Genomic DNA, 20193 nt, shown 5'->3' with positions numbered 1-20193 from the left:
GCTGGCCTGCTAAAGCCAGCTCCTTTTATAGTATTCCTCCTGCAAAAGCAGAAAGGCTGTCCCAATAATAAATGATGCAGACGATCAGGATGGTAAACAGCAAAGCAGGGAGCAGGTTGGCTACCCGGATCGTCGTGAGCCGGAGAATGTTCAGGCCGATAGCCAAGATCATGATCCCGCCTGTTCCCGTTATTTCAACGATGATCTGCTGCATCAGCGCTTCCGGCACAAACCGGTCAATCTGGGTGGCGAACAGGGCAACCAGCCCCTGATAAAGGACGACAGGAACAGCAGAGAAGATTACGCCGACTCCAAGTGCTGAAGTGAAGAAGATTGCACAAAAGCCATCAATCATTGACTTGGTATAAAGCACGGCATGATCATGCCGCAGCCCGCTGTCGAGCGCTCCCACAATGGACATGGCGCCGATAACAAAAACGAGCGTTGCCGTTACAAAGGCATTGGCAATGCCGCCTTTTTCCTTGCCGCCGAGTTTGGCTTCCAGCCAGTGACCCAGCTGCCCAAGCTTTCCTTCCAAATCCAGTTTTTCCCCAAGTACGCCTCCAATCGCCAGGCTGGCGATGACAATTAAAAATTGCTTGCTCTTTAAGCCCATCCCGATTCCAAGAATAATAACGGCCAGGCCCATTGCCTGCATGATGGTCGTTTTTGTTTTTTCGGGAATGTTTCTCCAAAAAAGCCCCAGCAAGCTCCCGATAACGATGGCCAGACCATTGACCAGTGTCCCTAATAATGCCACTTTTTCTTCCCGCCTTTATCCAAGATGTAAGAATCCAAAAAGAAAAACCACCGTTTCGATGGTTTTACTGCTTTCCGATCAGGTCCAGTATCCGTTCCAGATCTTCATCGGAGAAAAATTCAATTTCTATTTTGCCTTTTCGTTTGGTCCGTTTAATAGAAACTGAAGTGCCAAAATGGTCTCTGAGAGTTGATTCCTTTTCGACGATGAATACACTCTTATCTTCAATTTTTTTCTTTGTTTCACGTGGAACGTTGAGATTCACCTGCTGGATCAGCTTTTCAAGCTGGCGGACATTGAGCTTTTCATTCAAGCATTTCTCCACAACCGCCTGCATCTTTGCTTTCTTTTTCAATCCGAGCAGCGCACGTCCGTGCCCCATGGAAAGTTCTCCCCTGGACATCATATCCTGGACAGGATCCGGCAGCTGAAGCAGACGCACAAAATTGGCGATATGCGGTCTGCTCTTGCCCACCCGGCTTGAAAGCTCTTCCTGGGTAATCTTAAGATGCTCCATGAGCTTCTGGTAGGCCTGGGCTTCTTCAATCGGATTCAGATCTTCCCGCTGAAGATTTTCAATCAGGGCGATTTCCATCATCTTTTGCTCTGTAAATTCCCTGACGATCACCGGCATGAGCTCCAGACCGGCTTCCTTCGCGGCCCGGAACCGGCGCTCCCCGACAACGATCTCATAACCCTTAATGCTTTTTCTTGCGATAATCGGCTGCAGAACCCCATGTTCCTTGATGGACTCTGTCAATTCTGCAATGGCCGTTTCATTGAACACTTTCCTCGGTTGATAGGGATTGGGACGCAGTTCGGATAATTTGATTTCTGAAACCGTATCTTCATTTTCAAGATCCGTACCCGGAAAAAATGCGTTAATGCCTTTACCTAACCCTTTCGCCACTGCCAATCACTTCCTTCGCTAATTCTAAATAAACTTCTGCACCTCTGGATTTAGGGTCGTAAATAATAATTGGTTTACCATGGCTTGGCGCTTCAGAAAGACGAACATTTCGAGGAATAATAGTGGTATAGACTTTATCCTGAAAGTACTTTTTCACTTCTTCAATAACCTGGATTCCCAAGTTGGTTCTGGCATCGAGCATCGTGAGCAGAACGCCGTCAATGGTCAAATCTGTATTTAAATGCTTTTGTACGAGGCGGACCGTATTCAGAAGCTGGCTCAGCCCCTCAAGCGCGTAATACTCGCACTGTACCGGTATGATGACGCCATCCGCTGCTGTGAGTGAATTAATGGTCAAAAGTCCGAGAGAAGGGGGGCAGTCGATAATAATATAGTCGTACTGGCGTTCAACAGACGACAGTGCCCGTTTCAGCCTTACCTCCCTGGAAATGGTCGGAACCAGTTCAATTTCTGCACCAGCCAGCTGAATGGTTGACGGCAATATATGTAATCCTTCGCAAATCGTTTCCATAATGATGTCTTTTACTTCTGCGTCGTCAACAAGCACGTTATAGATGCATTGATCCACATCGCCTTTGTCGACGCCAACACCGCTCGTAGCATTCCCCTGAGGGTCTATATCAACAAGTAAAACCTTTTTGCCGAAATAAGCTAAACATGCTCCGAGGTTTACGGATGTCGTTGTTTTACCAACACCACCCTTTTGATTGGCAATTGCAATGGTTTTAGCCACGATGACACCTACCTCAATTCTTTACGAGAGTTCATTTCTTTCATCATATCATGAATTCCTCTTTTTTCTTACGGAAAATTCATAAAAAGAGGCATAAAAATCTTTCGTTTTACCCACAAAAAAAGCTCCCTTCAGGATGGCTGAAGGGGGCTTCAATGATTATTTTTTCGGAATGCGTATGGTGAACTGGTAGAATTCTTCATGGTCCTCTTCTTCCGTATCAATGGTAAGACCGGTTTGGAGAACCATATCCACGGACTGGCGGACGGTGTTGATGGCCAGCCGTGTGTCCTTGCTGTAGGATTTTCTTTTTGACACAGGTTTCTTTTCCTGGTTTTCTCCCTCGATCAGCTTTTTCACACGGTCTTCCGTCTGTTTGACGTTCAGGTGTTTTTCAAGAATTTCATTCAGAACCGCTTCCTGCTTATCAGGTGTTTTCAGGATAATGAGCGCCCTAGCATGACGTTCGGTGATTTGCTTTTGCAGAAGCGCATCCTGGATGGGCTGTGGAAGCTTCAGCAGGCGGAGCTTATTCGCAACCGTTGACTGCCCTTTGCCAAGCTTCTGTGCCAGACCTTCCTGTGTAAGGTTATGAATCTCGAGAAGTTTGGCATAGGCCATCGCTTCTTCAATGGCTGTCAGCTCTTCCCGCTGCAGATTCTCTATAAGGGCAACAGATGCCGTCTGTCCGTCATCAAATTCCTTAATGATAGCCGGGATCGTTTCCCAGCCGAGCTTTTGAACAGCCCTCCACCGGCGTTCTCCGGCAATAATCTCAAAGGAACCATTTTCTCCTGTCCTCACCACAATAGGCTGGATAATTCCATGCGTTTCAATCGTTTGGGATAATTCTTCAATTCGTTCATCTATAAAAACGGTACGGGGCTGGAATTGGTTCGGGTGAATATCCTTCACCGGGAGCTGCACAATTTCTTCGTTATCGTTTTTCTCTTCAACTTCAGCTGTCTGATTCTTTTCGCCGATGCCGAATAAACGTGAAAAAGGATGTTTCATATGAATGACACCACCTTTTGTTATCTATCTTAGATTTTCGCTCTGCCCATCTGTTTTCCTGCCAGTCTTTGAAAAATTCTTTGGTACCGGCGTATGTATGATGCCGATGTTTCACGTGAAACATCGGCTTACAGATTATGAAAGAGGACTCTTGTTGGGTGTCCCTGGCTTTCTTGGATATTTTTTTGGCGTTGCTTTTTCTTTATCCACCAGTACGATGAATCTGTCGCTGTTTTCTTCCGGGAGCTTGAAGGAGAAAACGTCGTTTACTTTTCCGCCCAGGAGCTGGACGGCCTTTTTGCTGTCTTTCATTTCTTCCGGAAGCTGAGCGCCCTTCATCGCGAGAAAGTGTCCGCCCTTTTTGGCAAGAGGGAGACACAGTTCACTTAAAACAGACATCCTTGCTACTGCACGGGCCATTACCAGATCATAAGCCTCTCGTGTATCGGGACGGTGTCCGAAGGTTTCTGCCCTGTCATGATATAGTGTCACATCACTTAACTCCAGCTTTTGTGTTAAATGCTCCAAAAAAGTAATCCTTTTATTCAATGAATCGCAGATGGAAAGCTTGAGCTGCGGAAAACAAATCTTGAGCGGGATGCCAGGGAAACCAGCTCCTGCACCAACATCGCAAACAGACAGTTCCTGATTAAAATCAAAAAAGAAGGAAGCTGACAGTGAGTCATAAAAATGCTTCAGGTAAACTTCCTCTTTGTCCGTGATGGCGGTCAGGTTCATTTTCTCGTTCCATTCCACCAGAATGTGAAAATAGTCTTCAAACTGCTGAAGCTGGCGGGAAGAAAGGTGAATTCCCTTTTCCCCCAGCTTTTCTTCAAAGGTTGTTATATCCATTTCGTCCTCCAAACGCTTAATCTGCGGTTTTGGCCAGTTTCCCCTGCTCTAGGTAAACAAGCAAAATTGAAATGTCTGCAGGATTCACACCGGAAACCCGGGAAGCCTGGCCAACAGACAATGGACGGACTTCAAGCAATTTTTGCTTCGCTTCGGTTGCCAGTCCGTTAATGGCCTTATAGTCCAGATCAACTGGCAGCTTTTTGTTTTCCATTTTTCTCATTCGTTCCACTTGTGCGAGCTGCTTGTCGATATATCCGGCGTATTTGACCTGGATTTCCACCTGTTCGGCAATCACTTCGTCCACAGCCGGCTCGGCAGGATGAATTTGCGCTACCACATCATACGTAATTTCCGGACGTTTTAGCAGGGTAGCTGCCGTCATTGGTTCTTTTAGCGGCGAACTTTTTGCTCCCGCAAGAACTTCCTGTACTGCAGGTGTAGGCTTCACGGTCACATGCTCCAGGCGTTCAATCTCCTGGCGCACATTTTCTTTCTTCGCCAAAAACCGGTCGTACCGTTCCTGAGGAATCAGGCCGATTTCGTAGCCTTTTTCCGTGAGCCTCAAGTCCGCATTGTCATGGCGGAGAAGCAGACGGTATTCCGCACGTGATGTAAGCAGGCGGTAAGGCTCGTTTGTGCCTTTTGTAATCAGGTCATCGATGAGTACACCAATATAAGCTTCGGAGCGGTCTAGAATGAGAGGATCTTTGTCCTGCACTTTCAACGCTGCATTGATCCCTGCCATAATTCCTTGTCCGGCCGCTTCTTCATAGCCGCTTGTACCGTTAAGCTGTCCGGCTGTAAAGAGTCCGTCAACAAGTTTTGTTTCAAGAGACGGCCACAGCTGGGTAGGAACGATGGCATCATATTCAATCGCATATCCGGCACGCATCAGCTCGGCTTTTTCGAGGCCGGGAATGGTGGCAAGAATTTTTCGCTGCACGTCCTCCGGCAAACTTGTAGAAAGGCCCTGCACATAAACTTCCTCGGTATTTCTTCCTTCAGGCTCAAGGAAAATCTGATGGCGCGGCTTATCGTTAAAACGAACCACTTTATCCTCAATGGAAGGGCAGTACCGTGGACCGGTTCCTTCGATCATTCCTGAATACATCGGGGAACGGTGAAGGTTTCCATTGATGAGCTCGTGTGTTTCAGGACTGGTATAAGTCAGCCAGCATGGAAGCTGGTCTGTAATATACTTCGTTGTTTCATATGAAAAAGCACGGGGTACCTCATCACCTGGTTGAATTTCTGTAACAGAATAATCAATGGTTTTGCTGTTAACGCGCGGAGGGGTACCGGTTTTAAAGCGGACCATTTGAAAACCAAGCTCCTGAAGATGATAAGAAAGGTTAACAGATGGCTGCATGTTGTTAGGACCGCTCTCATAAGAAAGCTCACCAATGATGATTTTTCCTCTGAGGTAGGTTCCTGTTGTCAAAACAACCGCAGATGCGCGGTATTCTGCACCCGTTTTGGTGACCACACCCTTACAGACGCCATCTTCAATGATGAGGCGTTCTACCATTCCCTGCCTCAAAGTGAGATGTTCCGTGTTTTCCATGGTCTTTTTCATTTCGTTCTGATATAAAAATTTATCGGCCTGGGCCCTCAGCGCACGAACGGCAGGTCCCTTTCCGGTATTCAGCATACGCATTTGAATGTGCGTTTTATCAATATTGCGTGCCATTTCGCCGCCGAGCGCATCAAGTTCACGCACTACGATCCCTTTGGCAGGACCGCCGACAGACGGGTTGCATGGCATATAAGCAATGGTATCCAGGTTAAGGGTTAAGCAAAGGGTTTCAGCGCCCATTCTTGCGGAAGCAAGTGCGGATTCAACCCCTGCGTGACCGGCTCCAACGACAATAACGTCAAATTGGCCTGCATCATATCCCATTATTTCTTCCTCCTTTTATTTCCCTAAACAGAACTGGGAGAACAATTGGTCGATCAGACTCTCGGAAACGGTGTCTCCAATAATTTCACCGAGAATCTCCCAAGCTCTTGTAATATCAATTTGAACCATGTCGACAGGCAGACTCATCTCAATCCCGTTCAACGCCTCATCGATATGGCGGATGGTCTGCTGCAGGAGAGCAATATGTCTTGAATTCGAAACATAGGTGATGTCCTGCGCCTCAATGCCACCCTGGAAAAACAACCGGGCAATCCCCTCTTCAAGATGGTCCACTCCTTCTTCATGAAGAAGGGAGGTGGTGATTACAGGATGAGGTCCTGCCAGTTCCTTTACACGGTTCATATCTATTTTCGGGTCCAGGTCCGTTTTGTTGACGATCACAATAACGTCAAGACCTTTTACCGCTTCAAACAGGTTTTCATCCTCAATGGAAAGCGGCTCATTGTTGTTAATGACCAGCAAAATCAAATCTGATTCTTTCAGCACTTTCCTGGATTTTTCAACCCCGATTCGTTCCACGATATCTTCGGTTTCCCGAATTCCTGCGGTATCCACTAGGTGAAGGGGAACACCTCTCACATTTACGTATTCCTCGATCACATCGCGGGTGGTGCCGGCAATTTCCGTAACAATCGCTTTATTTTCATGAACGAGCGCATTCATCAAGGAAGATTTCCCTACATTCGGTCGGCCAATAATCGCGGTTGAAAGACCCTCACGCAGTATTTTACCCTGCTGTGCCGTTACCAGGATTTTTTCCACTTCGCTTTTTACAAAGCCAAGCTTTTCGTTTAAAAGTGCGTGAGTCATTTCCTCGGCATCATACTCGGGATAGTCGATGTTCACTTCGACATGGGCAATGGTTTCAAGCAGTGTCTGCCTTAATTTGCCCACCAGCTTGGAAAGCCTTCCTTCCATCTGGTTTAATGCGACATTCATGGCCCGGTCCGTTTTGGCACGGATCAAGTCCATAACCGCTTCAGCCTGGGACAGGTCAATACGTCCATTTAAAAAGGCCCGTTTTGTAAATTCGCCCGGTTCCGCAAGTCTGGCACCGTGATTTAAGACCAGCTGCAGCACCCGGTTTACTGAAACGATTCCGCCGTGGCAGTTGATTTCAACCACATCTTCTCTCGTGAAGGTCCGCGGGCCCCGCATAACGGAAACCATTACCTCTTCTACGGCTTCTTCCGTTTTTGGCTCGATGAGCTTTCCGTAATGAATCGTATGTGACTCTGCATCCTGCAGATTAATTTTCCCCTTATATATGGAATCGGCAATGGACACCGCCTCACTGCCGCTTAACCTGACAATGGCGATGGCGCCTTCCCCCATCGGTGTGGAGATCGCCGTAATTGTATCGTATTCCATCCTTCTCACCTCTCTTTGAAACCCAGAACTTACTGTATCTATACTATTATTTCCGTTATTTGCATTTCTAACTATCCACAGTGGATAACTTTATGGCATACGAAGACATATTTATCCACAATACCTTTTAGTTTAACTTAGTTTGACTGCAAAAGGCAATGAAAAAACCCGCCTCCTTTTGTAAAAATAAAGGGCGGCGGGCAAACACAGCGGGCGATGGCCACTGCTTGTATCTTAGTTTTTCGCGGGGCGGATGATAACCTTTCGGAACGGTTCTGCCCCTTCTGAAGATGTTTCGATTTTTTTGTTGTTTCGAAGTGCCATATGTATGGCTTTTCGCTCATTGGATGGCATAGGGTCAAGGGCAACTCCTTTTCCTGTCGCCACCACTCTCTGGGCCGTATGCATGGCCAGCCGTTCAAGCGACTCGCGGCGCCGCTCTCTGTAGTTTTCAGCATCGAGTACGATCCGGAGATAGTTGCTCGAATGATTATTGGCTACGAGATTGGTCAAGTACTGCAGAGAGTTTAGAGTTTGTCCTCTTTTTCCAATCAGAATGGCGATTTTTTCACCTGCAAGCTCAAAAATCGTTTCTTCGCGGTTTTCTTTAAGTGAAATGGTAACAGGCACACCCATTTTCTCGGTGACTTCCTGTAAAAAAGCAACAGCGGTCTTGATTGGATCCGGCTTGATGGAAACCTCGATGAGCGCCGGCTTGCCGCCAAAACCCAAAAAACCTTTTTTCGATTCTTCAAGAACTTTTACCTCAACCTCTTCTTTGGAAGCCTGAAGTTCGGCCAGTGCTGCTGAAACTGCTTCTTCAACTGTTTTTCCCGTTACCTGGATCTGTTTCACTTTTTAGCTCCCCTATCCAATTGGTTTGTCTTTTTCCTGTTCGGGGCTGTAATAAAATATGTCTGTACAATCATGAACATGTTCCCAATTACCCAGTAAAGCGATAACGCTGCCGGGAAGTTAATCGCAAAGACAACAATCATGACCGGCATGATGTAGAGCAGCATTTTCATCTGTGGGTTTGGATTGTTTGTTCCGCCCATCATAATCTTCTGCTGAAGGAAGGTTGTGATTCCGGCAATAATCGGCAAAGCATATACAGGATCTGGATTGCCAAGGTCAAACCATAAAAAGCTGTGGTTTTTGATTTCCTGCGTACGCATAATGGCATGATAGAAACCAAGCAAAATCGGCATTTGGATCACCAAAGGCAGACAGCCCGCAAGCGGGTTTACACCCTGGGACTGGAACAGCTCCATCGTTTCTTTCTGCAGTTTTTGCTGAGTCGTCGCATCTTTTGAACTGTATTTTTCACGAAGCTTTTGCAGTTCAGGCTGAATGTCCTGCATTGCTTTTGAGCTTCTGGTCTGTTTGATCATGAGCGGCAATAGCGCCAGGCGGATCAAAATGGTAACCACCACAATGGACAGCCCGTAATTGTTCCCCATCATCTCGGCAAATTGAGTAATTACCCAGGATAACGGATAGACAATATACTCATTCCAGATTCCAGTACTTTCTGCTGTAATTGGTTTGTTTACAGAACTACAGCCAGACAATAGAAGCATTAAACTGGCCAGAGCAAACGGTATTCCTAATTTCTTTCGCACTCCTCATCCTCCTTAAAGCATTGTTTCTATATTTTCAGCGCTTCTTCTTTTCGGGTACCGGGTCGATCCCTCCCGGATGGAAAGGATGGCATTTTAAAATCCTCTTTAATGTAAGCCATGTTCCCTTAATGGCACCGAATCGTTGAAGCGCTTCAATTCCATAATGCGAGCATGTGGGATAAAAACGGCAGGTCGGCGGGGTCAACGGTGATATAAACCGCTGGTAGAAACGAAAAATCAGGATCAAAACCCGTTTCATTTACGCTTATCCCTTGACTGTCTGAACAAACCGGCACGCTGCAGCACATGCAGAAGGCTTTTTTCCATCTCAAAGTAATCCATGTCAGCTGTTGGATTCCGGGCAATAACAATATAATCCCTGTTGGATGCAATCTCCTCTTCGTGCTTCATAAATATTTCTTTCACTACTCGCTTGATTCGGTTGCGGGTTACGGCTTTTCCCACCCGCTTGCTTACTGACAAACCCAATCTTAAATGAGGCTGATCGTTCTTTTCCAGCGCATATAGTACAAATTGGCGGTTGGCAGACGATTTTCCTCTTTTAAATACTTCCTGAAACTCTTCATTCTTTTTTAAGCGCTTTTGCTTTTCCATCCGGCAACACTCCACCTGGATCTCAATACTTCTTTAATGTATTTCATTATTAGTAACAGTATCGGCTACTTCTTTTAATTTAAACAAGTATCTACTTTCCTTAATATCAGAAAAAAGACCACTGATTGTCAGTGGCCTATGCAGATAATACTTTTCTTCCTTTTTGGCGGCGGCGAGCTAGAACTTTACGGCCGTTCTTTGTTGCCATACGCGCACGAAAACCGTGTACTTTCTTACGTTTACGATTATTTGGTTGAAACGTTGGTTTCATTATATATTACACCTCCCTGAGGATATATCAAAAAGACAGTCTAAGTAAGTATAAGGAGTGTACCCTCTGTTTGTCAAGGCTTCTTGAAATTTAATTGAGGAACAAGGAGATTCCTCTCCCGGATCTCTTTCCCCCGATCTTCACCTTACTTTTTGATTTCGACAAGCTGTGGATAGTTTTTTCGACACGTTTTTCATTATCCACACCCTTTATCGACAAGTTTTACACAAAATCTTGTGCTGTGGACAACAGATTTACACAAGGTGTTGGGGTTGTGGATAAGTGGGAGAAACTCATTGCATTCATGGGATTTTTTTGTTATGATTGTTGTGTTTTAACTCGTTGATAACTTCATGTGACAATATTTTTATCCACATGCTGTGGATAAAGTTGTGGACATTTAAAATAATGTGTTTATAAGGTTGTCCACATCCTCTGTATGAAACGCCTTATACTGACTTTCTACTATATTAATAGATTGTGCACGTTTGCTGTGAATAGTATATTTATGCGTACGTATACATATGGCTGTACAACGCTTATACATCATGGTGCATTCATCCGCAAATGTGCCCTCATTAAAAACCTCAAGATCCATTTATGCCAAAAGAGCTTTTTTATGTTGAACATCGCTTTCGATTTTCATTCGCTAAAACGGCCTTTGACGTAATCTTGAGGTTTACTTTCGCTCCATCAATAAAATAGAGCAGACATGGAACGTCTTCATTTAGATAAATTACTTAGGAGGTACTGTTGGTGGAAAATATTAATGACCTATGGAACAAAGCATTGGCTGCCATGGAAAAGAAGGTCAGCAAACCCAGCTTTGAGACATGGTTGAAGTCCACAGCGGCGCACGCATTGCAAAATGACACACTCATCATTACAGCACCGAACGAGTTTGCCCGTGACTGGCTGGAATCCCGTTATTCCACCTTGATTTCCGAAACTCTTCAGGATGTGACAGGAGCTGCGCTGGATGTCAAATTCATTATTCCGCAAAACCAGATGGAAGAAGAAGTTGACTTTGAAAAAGTGTTAAAAAAAACGCAAAGAGTAAACGTTGAGCAGCAGGAGGAAGTTCCTCAAAGCATGCTTAACCCAAAGTATACCTTTGACCGGTTCGTTATCGGATCGGGCAACCGTTTTGCCCATGCGGCCTCTCTGGCTGTAGCAGAAGCGCCGGCCAAAGCATACAATCCGCTCTTTATTTACGGAGGAGTCGGCCTGGGAAAGACCCACTTGATGCATGCGATCGGTCATTATGTCGTTGACCATAAGCCAAATGCAAAAGTAGCTTATCTGTCGTCTGAAAAGTTCACAAATGAATTCATTAACTCGATTCGTGATAATAAAACAGTCGAATTCAGAAATAAATTCAGAAGTGTCGACATTCTTCTTATCGATGATATTCAATTCCTTGCCGGAAAAGAACAAACGCAGGAAGAATTTTTCCATACATTTAATGCGCTTCATGAAGAAAGCAAGCAAATTGTCATTTCAAGTGACCGTCCTCCCAAGGAGATCCCGACGCTTGAGGACAGGCTCCGTTCCCGTTTCGAATGGGGGCTGATCACTGACATTACGCCGCCTGATCTTGAAACAAGGATCGCCATTCTGCGCAAGAAGGCAAAAGCCGAAGGACTGGATATACCTAATGAAGTAATGCTGTATATCGCCAATCAAATTGATACGAACATCCGTGAGCTGGAAGGGGCTTTGATCCGCGTGGTCGCTTACTCTTCGCTCATTAATCAGGATATGAACGCGGACCTGGCAGCCGAGGCGCTTAAGGATATTATTCCTTCCTCCAAGCCGCGCATGATTACCATTCACCATATCCAGGAGATTGTCGGACGGCATTACAACATCAGACTTGAAGATTTCACAGCGAAAAAGAGAACAAAATCAGTTGCCTTCCCGCGCCAGATTGCCATGTATCTTGCAAGGGAATTAACCGACAATTCTTTGCCGAAGATCGGGGAAGAATTTGGAGGAAGAGACCATACCACTGTGCTTCATGCTCATGAGAAAATATCGAATCTTATGGTTTCTGACCAGCAGCTGCAAAAAAGTATCAAAGAAATTCACGATCAGTTAAAATCGTAATATTGGTCCTATGTCTTTTTGCTGGGGATTATGTGAATAACCTGCTCACTCTTATGCACAGTCTGTCCACATGTGGATAGGCTGTTATTCCTTGCATTTCACACACTTATCCACAGATCCACAGGCCCTACTATTACTACGACTGTTTTTTATTTAAAAAAAATTAATAATATAACCGAATTCAATTAAGAAAATGTTCAGGGGGATGATCATGAAATTTCAGATTAACCGAAGCCAGCTAATTGAAGGTGTGCAGGATGTAATGAAGGCCGTATCTTCAAGAACAACAATACCTATTTTGACGGGTATAAAAATGGTAGTTCACAGTGAAGGAATGACACTGACGGGAAGTGACTCCGATATTTCCATCGAACGCCTGATTCCTATGGAAGAGAACGGTGAAGTCAATCTTGAGATCCAAAAACCCGGCAGCATCGTCCTTCAGGCAAGATACTTTTCCGAAATCGTAAAAAAACTGCCGAATGATACCGTGGAAATTGAAGTCGGAGAACGTTTTGAAACCAAACTCCGGTCAGGAGCTTCTGAATTCAGCCTTGTCGGACTGGATCCTGAAGAATATCCTCGCCTTCCACAGATTGAAGAACAAAACGTGTTCAGCATCCAGGGAGATCTGTTCCGCCAGATTATCAGACAAACTGTCTTTGCGGTGTCCACGTCAGAAACACGCCCTATATTAACCGGTGTGAACATTAAGCTTGAAGACAATATTCTCAGCTGTGTGGCAACAGACAGCCACCGCCTGGCACAGCGTACTGCAAGAATTGAAACGGACACAGAAGGGCTTTCGTTCCAAAACGTAGTCATTCCAGGAAAGAGCTTGAATGAATTGTCCAAAATTGTTGAAGAATCTGCTGAGCTTGTCCAAATCGTCGTTACTGACAACCAGGTTTTATTTAAAACAAAAAATACATTATTCTTTTCAAGACTGCTCGACGGAAACTATCCGGATACGAGCAAATTGCTTCCAAGCGAAAGCAAAACGACATTGGTATTATCGACAAAGGATTTTCTTCAGGCGATCGACCGTGCGTCCCTGCTTGCCCGTGAAGGACGAAACAATGTGGTGAAGCTCGCGACCATCGACAGCCAGACGGTTGAAATTTCATCCAACTCTCCGGAAATTGGTAAAGTCTATGAGCATGTCGCCACGCAATCCATGGAGGGAGAAGAACTTAAAATTTCCTTCAATGCGAAATATATGATTGATGCACTAAAAGCAATGGACTGTTCAGAGATTAACGTTCTGTTCACAGGTGCCATGAGGCCGTTCCTTATCACTCCGGTGGACAACGAGATCATTAAGCAGCTCATCCTGCCTGTTCGAACATATTAAAATTTCAAGCAAGACATTAGACATAAAAGCTGCTGGTTTTCCGGCAGCTTTTATGCCTTTCATAAAGGCTCCAAAATGGAGAATACTAGTCTTAAAAAGGAGTGTTATGATGGATAACGTGCAAATCACCACTGAATACATTACGCTGCAGCAGCTGCTCAAACATGTAGATGCCATCTCAAGCGGCGGAATGGTAAAATGGTATTTAGAAGAAAATGAAGTGCTGGTTAATGGTGAGCGGGAAAACCGCCGGGGAAGAAAGCTTTACGCGGGAGACAAAGTTTCTGTTCCCGAAATGGGCGAGATCACTGTTTCCAGATAGATGGGGGTATCCCGTTGTATATTGAACAATTGGACATAAGAAATTACAGAAACTATTCATCCCAGCATCTTGATTTCGAAAACAAGGTCAACGTGTTTTTGGGTGAAAACGCGCAGGGAAAAACAAATGTGATGGAAGCCATCTATGTTTTGGCCATGGCAAAGTCCCACAGAACGCCCCGCGATAAAGAATTAATCTATTGGGACGAAGAATATGCTAAAATAGAAGGACGGGTTCAAAAAAGGACCGGACCATTCAGTTTAAGCCTGGTCGTTTCACAAAAAGGCAAGAAAGCAAAAGTCAATGGACTGGAACAGCGGAGATTGACTGACTATATAGGGGCGTTAAATGTCGTCATGTTTGCACCTGAGGATTTGAATCTTGTCAAAGGGAGTCCGCAGGTGCGACGTCGTTTTATTGATATGGAGATCGGGCAGGTTAATCCTGTTTATCTTCACTATCTGTCGCAATATCAAAAGGTTCTGGCCCAGCGCAATTCTCTTTTGCGGGATATGCAGCGCAGCCGTTCCAAAGAAAATACAGTGATGCTTGATATTTTGACAGAACAGCTCATACAGGCGGCGGCACGGGTAACAGAGAAGCGGCTGAGTTATATGAAACTCCTGCAAAACTGGGCTGATCCCATACACCACGGCATCTCCAGAGGGCTGGAACGCCTGGAAGTGATATATAAACCGACCGTAGAGGTATGTGAAGAGCAAGAATTGTCGAAAATGATAGAAGCATACGAGCAAAAGTTTGTTAAAATAAAAGATAGAGAAATAGAACGCGGCACTTCTTTGTTCGGTCCGCACCGTGATGATCTGCTTTTTCATGTAAATGGGAAGGATGTACAGACATTCGGTTCACAGGGCCAGCAGAGGACCACAGCGCTGTCGATCAAACTGGCAGAGATTGATCTTATTCATTCAGAAGTCGGAGAGTATCCGCTGCTCCTGCTGGATGATGTGTTATCAGAGCTTGATGACTACCGGCAATCTCATCTGCTGAATACCATACAAGGCAAAGTACAAACCTTTGTCACCACAACAAGCGTGGAAGGCATACACCATGAAACGCTTGATAAAGCAGCAACGTACCATGTTGAACAAGGTGCGATTGAACGGATAAGGTGAGGTGGACTATGTTATTGCACATTGGTGAAGAAGCGGTTATTCAGCAAAAAGACATTGTGGCTATTCTGGACTACCGCGCGCTAGAGAGCTCGGAATTAATGAGTGCCTTTTTAAGACAGCACAAGGAAAAGAAAAGCATGGTTAATTTATGCCATACCAATCATCATCCCAAATCCGTCATCGTTACAAAAGAACATGTTTATATCTCCCCTTTATCCTCAATCACGCTAAAAAAGCGGGCAGGAGAACGGATTGATTTTGCCCATAGCTGGTACGTCAAGTAAGACAGGAAATCGTTTAAAATTGTTCCCGAAACCGAAATGTAGGTGAAGAAAAAATGAGTACTGATCAACAATTAGAACAGCATTATGATGAAAGTGATATTCAGGTATTAGAAGGACTGGAAGCTGTCCGCAAACGCCCGGGTATGTATATCGGCTCCACCAATGTGAAGGGGCTGCACCATCTCGTATGGGAAATTGTCGACAACTCCATCGATGAGGCCCTTGCCGGATACTGTGACGAAATTACAGTAACGATCGAAAAGGACAACAGCATCACCGTAACCGATAACGGACGCGGAATTCCGGTCGGAATCCAGGAAAAAATGGGCCGTCCGGCCGTAGAGGTTATTATGACCGTTCTTCATGCCGGCGGTAAATTCGGCGGCGGCGGGTACAAAGTATCCGGAGGTCTGCATGGTGTTGGTGCTTCTGTTGTTAACGCCTTGTCCAGTGAAATGGATGTGACAGTTTACCGTGACGGCAAGATCCATTACCAGCAGTACCACAGAGGTGTTCCTGCCGCTGACCTTGAAGTGATCGGCGAAACGGAAGACAGAGGTACAAAGATTCATTTTGTGCCGGATACAGAAATTTTCACAGAGGTAACCGAATTTGATTTTACGACCTTGTCCCAGAGGATCAGGGAACTGGCGTATCTCAACCGCGGCATTAAAATCGTCGCCATCGACAAACGTGAAGAAGAGCCTGTTGTGCAGGAATATCACTACGAAGGCGGAATCAAATCCTACGTAGAGCATATCAACCGCTCACGTGAAGCCATTCATGAGCCAATCTTTATTGAAGGCGAAAAAGAAGGCATTTCCCTTGAAATCGCCTTGCAGTATAACGACAGCTATACAAGCAACATCTACTCGTTCGCCAACAACATCAATACACATGAGGGCGGAACCCATGAATCCGGTTTTAAAACCGCGCTGACCCGTGTGATTAACGATTACGGCCGCCGGAACAATATATTTAAAGACAGCGATACAAACCTTTCCGGTGACGATGTGCGTGAAGGATTAACGGCTATCATCTCCATTAAGCATCCGGATCCTCAGTTTGAAGGACAAACGAAAACAAAGCTCGGCAACTCAGAGGCACGAACAATCACCGAGTCGCTGTTTTCCGAACAGTTTTCCACCTTCATGCTTGAAAATCCCGATGTGGCACGCAAAGTCGTGGAAAAAGGAATGATGGCGCTCCGTGCCCGTGTCGCCGCCAAAAAAGCGCGTGAATTAACCCGAAGAAAAAGTGCGCTGGATGTTTCTTCTCTTCCAGGAAAGCTTGCCGATTGCTCCTCCAAGGATGCGAGCATTTCGGAGCTGTACATTGTTGAGGGTGACTCCGCCGGCGGATCGGCCAAACAGGGGCGTGACCGCCACTTCCAGGCGATCTTGCCATTGCGCGGTAAAATCATCAACGTGGAAAAAGCGCGTCTGGATAAAATCCTTTCAAACAATGAAATCCGCGCCATGATTACAGCACTGGGCACCGGGATCGGAGAGGACTTCGACATATCCAAGGCCCGCTATCATAAAGTCATCATTATGACTGATGCCGATGTCGACGGTGCGCACATCCGCACACTGCTTCTGACATTCTTCTATCGTTACATGCGGCCGATCGTGGAAAACGGATATATCTATATTGCCCAGCCGCCTTTATACAAAGTGCAGCAGGGAAAACGGATCGAATATGCTTATAATGATAAAGAAATGGAAAGAATTATGGGTGAGCTTCCGCAGAATCCAAAACCTGGCGTTCAGCGCTATAAAGGTCTTGGAGAAATGAATCCTACACAGTTATGGGAAACCACAATGGATCCGGATACGCGGACATTGCTGCAGGTTGAACTGAAAGATGCGATTGAAGCGGACCAAACCTTTGATATCCTGATGGGAGACAAGGTTGAACCCCGCCGCGATTTCATTCAGGAAAACGCCCATTATGTAAAAAACTTAGATATTTAACATCAGCGGAAACAGGGGACATCCCTGTTTCTCTTACCGTTTTTATAGATCTTTATTGAAGTAAAAAGTTAATGGAACATGCAGTAAATGGAGGTTAGAATCAATGTCTGAAGCAGATCAATCCCGGGTGAAGGAAATAAATATCAGCTCGGAAATGCGTACTTCTTTTATGGATTATGCGATGAGTGTTATTGTCAGCCGTGCTCTTCCGGATGTCCGGGATGGCCTGAAGCCAGTTCACCGGCGTATCCTTTATGCGATGAACGACTTGGGCATGACCGCTGATAAAGCGTACAAAAAGTCAGCGCGTATTGTCGGGGAAGTAATCGGTAAGTATCATCCGCACGGCGACTCTGCCGTGTATGAAACCATGGTCCGAATGGCGCAGGATTTTAACTACCGCCACATGCTGGTTGATGGACATGGTAACTTTGGATCCGTCGACGGCGATGCCGCAGCGGCCATGCGTTATACCGAAGCAAGAATGTCCAAAATTGCCATGGAAATTGTCCGTGACATCAATAAAGACACCATTGATTACAAAGATAACTACGATGGCTCGGAAAGAGAACCTGTCGTTATGCCTGCCCGTTTTCCAAACCTGCTTGTTAACGGTACATCGGGAATCGCGGTTGGTATGGCAACGAACATTCCCCCGCACCATCTTGGGGAAGTCATTGACGGCGTACTCGAACTGAGCAGAAATCCTGAGATCACGATTCCTGAGCTTATGGAATTAATTCCTGGCCCTGATTTCCCGACAGCAGGTGAGATCCTCGGCCGTGAGGGAATCCGGAAGGCCTACCAGACAGGCAGGGGCTCCATCATTATCCGCGCCAAAGCGGAAATCGAAGAGCAGTCGAATGGCAAAAACTTCATTATTGTCAGCGAACTTCCTTATCAGGTCAACAAAGCCCGCCTGGTGGAAAAAATCGCTGAATTGGTGCGGGACAAAAAGATCGACGGCATTACAGACCTTCGTGACGAATCCGACCGTAACGGTATGCGTGTAGTCATTGAAGTCCGCCGTGATGCCAATGCCAATGTACTGTTGAATAACCTGTATAAGCATACGGCATTGCAAACAAGCTTCGGAATTAACATGCTTGCTCTTGTCGATGGCCAGCCTAAAGTACTTAATCTAAAAGAATGTCTGCATTATTATTTGAAACATCAGCAGGTAATTATTCGCAGAAGAACTGAATTTGACCTCCGCAAGGCTGAAGCCAGAGCTCATATCCTCGAAGGTCTGCGCATCGCACTGGACCACCTGGATGAAGTTATTGCGCTGATCCGCGGATCACGCACAACAGATATTGCCCGTGAAGGCTTGATTGAAAGGTTTGGCCTGAGCAATGAACAAGCCCAGGCTATCCTGGAAATGCGCCTTCAGCGTTTAACCGGTCTTGAACGGGATAAAATAGAAAATGAATATAAAGAGCTTGTCGCTTTAATTGCCGAACTTCGTGCGATTTTAGCAGACGAAGAAAAAATTCTCGAAATCATTCGTGAGGAGCTCATCGAAATCAAAGAGCGTTTTGGGGATGAGCGCCGAACCAACATCACGGTCGGCTTTGATATGATCGAGGATGAAGATTTGATCCCGAAAACAAATGTGGTTATTACCTTAACCAACAACGGTTACATTAAACGTCTTCCGATCTCTACTTACCGCTCACAGCGCCGGGGCGGCAGAGGCATCCAGGGCATGGGCACAGGAGATGAGGATTTCGTGGAACACCTGTTTACAACGATTTCCCATAACACGATTCTGTTCTTTACGAACAAAGGGAAAGTATACCGTTTAAAAGGATACGAAATCCCTGAAATGAGCAGAACGGCAAAAGGGATTCCGATTATCAATATGCTCCAGGTGGAACGCGGGGAAACCATTTCCGCCGTTATCCCGGTGGAAGAGTTTGAAGATGACTGGTATCTCAACTTCATGACCCGCCACGGAATCACCAAGCGTTCACCACTTTCTCAATTTGCCAATATCCGCAAAGGCGGCTTGTTTGCCATCACCTTGCGCGATGAGGACGAATTGATGGGCGTCAAACTGACCGATGGCAACAAGGATATCATTGTCGGAACCAGCAAAGGAATGGCGATCCGATATAATGAGAACGATGTGCGCTCCATGGGCCGTACAGCTGCCGGAGTAAAAGCAGTAACCCTTGGTAAGGACGATTATGTAGTCGGTATGGAAGCACTGGGTGAAGGGCATGATGTCCTCATCGTAACGGAAAAAGGCTTCGGCAAACGGACGCCGATGGAAGAATACCGACTGCAGTCCCGCGGCGGTAAAGGAATTAAAACCTGCAACATTACTGAAAGAAATGGCGATATCACTGCCCTCAAAACCGTTACCAGCGATCAGGATGTTATGATCATTACGGCAGACGGCATCCTTATCCGTATGAGCGTGGAAGGCATATCCTCCATGGGCCGGAATACACAAGGCGTGAAGCTGATCGCCATGCAGGAAGGCAATCACGTGGCGACGATCGCTGTCGTTGATAAAGAAGAAGAAATAGATGAAGCCATTGAAGAGGCTATTGATGAAACACTGGAAACAGACGGAGACGAGCCAGAAGTAACAGTAGATACAAATGAAACAAACGTACGTGACGAAGACGGCGATACTGATCCAGAAGAATAAAGATATAATGAAAGAAGCAGCCAAAAGTGACTTCACTTTTGGCTGCTTTTTTCTTTCCTTCTATTATTAATTATAGAAAAACAGTTTTTTTATAAAAAACCCTTGTAATGTATAAAAATAGATGGTATATTTATTTAGCTTCTTGTTAAGCCTGTTCGGCAGGCGAATCTCTGAAAAAACTTTTTAGAGAAAATGGTTGACTTGATAGATGCTAATATGGTATTCTAATAAAGTCGCCAAAACGAGCGGCACAA

Annotated in this window: 19 protein-coding genes; 7 read left to right on the top strand and 12 right to left on the bottom strand. The window is 45.6% G+C overall.

What is annotated here, in order from left to right; genetic code table 11:
• Window positions 1–25 precede the first annotated feature (25 nt).
• The 12 genes from QYB97_RS21690 to rpmH form a co-directional block, all read right to left on the bottom strand.
• Window positions 26–760: a DUF554 domain-containing protein gene (locus tag QYB97_RS21690; protein WP_301168122.1), complete on the bottom strand. Its 735-nt coding sequence runs from the start codon at window positions 758–760 to the stop codon at window positions 26–28.
• 64 nt (window positions 761–824) lie between these two features.
• Window positions 825–1670, bottom strand: coding sequence for a ParB/RepB/Spo0J family partition protein (locus QYB97_RS21685; protein WP_301168121.1), 846 nt, complete (start codon window positions 1668–1670; stop codon window positions 825–827).
• Window positions 1651–2424: a ParA family protein gene (locus tag QYB97_RS21680; protein WP_301168120.1), complete on the bottom strand. Its 774-nt coding sequence runs from the start codon at window positions 2422–2424 to the stop codon at window positions 1651–1653. Before QYB97_RS21680 ends, QYB97_RS21685 begins: the two co-directional genes overlap by 20 nt.
• Window positions 2425–2583: 159 nt before the next feature.
• The gene (gene noc, locus QYB97_RS21675) at window positions 2584–3438 is read right to left on the bottom strand and encodes a nucleoid occlusion protein (RefSeq protein ID WP_301168119.1); all 855 of its coding nucleotides are present in this window, start codon (window positions 3436–3438) and stop codon (window positions 2584–2586) included.
• A 135-nt stretch (window positions 3439–3573) separates the two neighbouring features.
• Complete coding sequence (rsmG, locus tag QYB97_RS21670; RefSeq protein WP_301168118.1) at window positions 3574–4290, bottom strand: 16S rRNA (guanine(527)-N(7))-methyltransferase RsmG; 717 nt, start codon at window positions 4288–4290, stop codon at window positions 3574–3576.
• Between the two features lie 16 nt (window positions 4291–4306).
• Window positions 4307–6193 carry a tRNA uridine-5-carboxymethylaminomethyl(34) synthesis enzyme MnmG gene (mnmG, locus tag QYB97_RS21665; protein WP_301168117.1) on the bottom strand — a complete coding sequence of 629 codons (1887 nt, stop codon included), beginning with the start codon at window positions 6191–6193 and terminating at the stop codon, window positions 4307–4309.
• A 15-nt stretch (window positions 6194–6208) separates the two neighbouring features.
• On the bottom strand, window positions 6209–7585 hold the full coding sequence (mnmE, locus tag QYB97_RS21660) for a tRNA uridine-5-carboxymethylaminomethyl(34) synthesis GTPase MnmE (protein ID WP_301168116.1): 1377 nt from the start codon (window positions 7583–7585) through the stop codon (window positions 6209–6211).
• Window positions 7586–7819: 234 nt separating this feature from the next.
• Window positions 7820–8440 (bottom strand): RNA-binding cell elongation regulator Jag/EloR, encoded by a 621-nt coding sequence (gene jag / locus QYB97_RS21655; protein WP_301168115.1) that lies wholly within the window; start codon window positions 8438–8440, stop codon window positions 7820–7822.
• Window positions 8437–9210 (bottom strand): YidC family membrane integrase SpoIIIJ, encoded by a 774-nt coding sequence (gene spoIIIJ / locus QYB97_RS21650; RefSeq protein WP_301168114.1) that lies wholly within the window; start codon window positions 9208–9210, stop codon window positions 8437–8439. The genes jag and spoIIIJ overlap by 4 nt, the downstream gene beginning before the upstream one ends.
• Window positions 9211–9244: 34 nt before the next feature.
• A complete protein-coding gene (gene yidD / locus QYB97_RS21645) occupies window positions 9245–9469 on the bottom strand; it encodes a membrane protein insertion efficiency factor YidD (protein WP_301168113.1) in 225 nt (74 codons plus the stop codon).
• Window positions 9466–9825 (bottom strand): ribonuclease P protein component, encoded by a 360-nt coding sequence (rnpA, locus tag QYB97_RS21640; RefSeq protein ID WP_301168112.1) that lies wholly within the window; start codon window positions 9823–9825, stop codon window positions 9466–9468. Before rnpA ends, yidD begins: the two co-directional genes overlap by 4 nt.
• A gap of 136 nt (window positions 9826–9961) precedes the next feature.
• A complete protein-coding gene (gene rpmH, locus QYB97_RS21635; RefSeq protein ID WP_007201576.1) occupies window positions 9962–10096 on the bottom strand; it encodes a 50S ribosomal protein L34 in 135 nt (44 codons plus the stop codon).
• Between the two features lie 756 nt (window positions 10097–10852).
• On the opposite strand from rpmH, the gene dnaA reads away from it, so the two are divergent.
• From dnaA to gyrA, 7 genes are all read left to right on the top strand, one after another.
• Window positions 10853–12205, top strand: a complete 1353-nt coding sequence (dnaA, locus tag QYB97_RS21630) for a chromosomal replication initiator protein DnaA (RefSeq protein WP_301168111.1) — start codon at window positions 10853–10855, stop codon at window positions 12203–12205.
• 211 nt (window positions 12206–12416) lie between these two features.
• A complete protein-coding gene (gene dnaN, locus QYB97_RS21625) occupies window positions 12417–13559 on the top strand; it encodes a DNA polymerase III subunit beta (protein WP_301168110.1) in 1143 nt (380 codons plus the stop codon).
• A gap of 109 nt (window positions 13560–13668) precedes the next feature.
• Window positions 13669–13881: a S4 domain-containing protein YaaA gene (gene yaaA, locus QYB97_RS21620; protein WP_301168109.1), complete on the top strand. Its 213-nt coding sequence runs from the start codon at window positions 13669–13671 to the stop codon at window positions 13879–13881.
• 14 nt (window positions 13882–13895) lie between these two features.
• Window positions 13896–15017, top strand: a complete 1122-nt coding sequence (gene recF, locus QYB97_RS21615; protein WP_301168108.1) for a DNA replication/repair protein RecF — start codon at window positions 13896–13898, stop codon at window positions 15015–15017.
• Window positions 15018–15025: 8 nt separating this feature from the next.
• Window positions 15026–15301, top strand: a complete 276-nt coding sequence (remB, locus tag QYB97_RS21610; protein ID WP_301168107.1) for an extracellular matrix regulator RemB — start codon at window positions 15026–15028, stop codon at window positions 15299–15301.
• 53 nt (window positions 15302–15354) lie between these two features.
• Complete coding sequence (gene gyrB, locus QYB97_RS21605) at window positions 15355–17277, top strand: DNA topoisomerase (ATP-hydrolyzing) subunit B (protein WP_301168106.1); 1923 nt, start codon at window positions 15355–15357, stop codon at window positions 17275–17277.
• Between the two features lie 103 nt (window positions 17278–17380).
• Window positions 17381–19939: a DNA gyrase subunit A gene (gene gyrA / locus QYB97_RS21600; protein ID WP_301168105.1), complete on the top strand. Its 2559-nt coding sequence runs from the start codon at window positions 17381–17383 to the stop codon at window positions 19937–19939.
• The last annotated feature ends 254 nt before the right edge of the window (window positions 19940–20193 follow it).

It is taken from the genome of Fictibacillus fluitans (genome assembly GCF_030418125.1).
Classification (GTDB): Bacteria; Bacillota; Bacilli; order Bacillales; family Fictibacillaceae; genus Fictibacillus_C; species Fictibacillus_C fluitans.
The sequence above is the reverse complement of the archived record's forward strand: the minus strand, read 5'-3'. Positions and strand labels throughout refer to the sequence as shown.

Excerpts from the sequence above, each read along its gene's own strand:
- mnmG (WP_301168117.1), bottom strand. The coding sequence starts at position 6,193 with ATGGGATATGATGCAGGCCAATTTGACGTTATTGTCGTTGGAGCCGGT.
- mnmE (WP_301168116.1), bottom strand. The coding sequence starts at position 7,585 with ATGGAATACGATACAATTACGGCGATCTCCACACCGATGGGGGAAGGC.
- rnpA (WP_301168112.1), bottom strand. The coding sequence starts at position 9,825 with ATGGAAAAGCAAAAGCGCTTAAAAAAGAATGAAGAGTTTCAGGAAGTA.
- gyrA (WP_301168105.1), top strand. The coding sequence starts at position 17,381 with ATGTCTGAAGCAGATCAATCCCGGGTGAAGGAAATAAATATCAGCTCG.
- rpmH (WP_007201576.1), bottom strand. The coding sequence starts at position 10,096 with ATGAAACCAACGTTTCAACCAAATAATCGTAAACGTAAGAAAGTACAC.
- dnaN (WP_301168110.1), top strand. The coding sequence starts at position 12,417 with ATGAAATTTCAGATTAACCGAAGCCAGCTAATTGAAGGTGTGCAGGAT.
- yaaA (WP_301168109.1), top strand. The coding sequence starts at position 13,669 with ATGGATAACGTGCAAATCACCACTGAATACATTACGCTGCAGCAGCTG.
- noc (WP_301168119.1), bottom strand. The coding sequence starts at position 3,438 with ATGAAACATCCTTTTTCACGTTTATTCGGCATCGGCGAAAAGAATCAG.
- yidD (WP_301168113.1), bottom strand. The coding sequence starts at position 9,469 with ATGAAACGGGTTTTGATCCTGATTTTTCGTTTCTACCAGCGGTTTATA.
- rsmG (WP_301168118.1), bottom strand. The coding sequence starts at position 4,290 with ATGGATATAACAACCTTTGAAGAAAAGCTGGGGGAAAAGGGAATTCAC.
- remB (WP_301168107.1), top strand. The coding sequence starts at position 15,026 with ATGTTATTGCACATTGGTGAAGAAGCGGTTATTCAGCAAAAAGACATT.
- gyrB (WP_301168106.1), top strand. The coding sequence starts at position 15,355 with ATGAGTACTGATCAACAATTAGAACAGCATTATGATGAAAGTGATATT.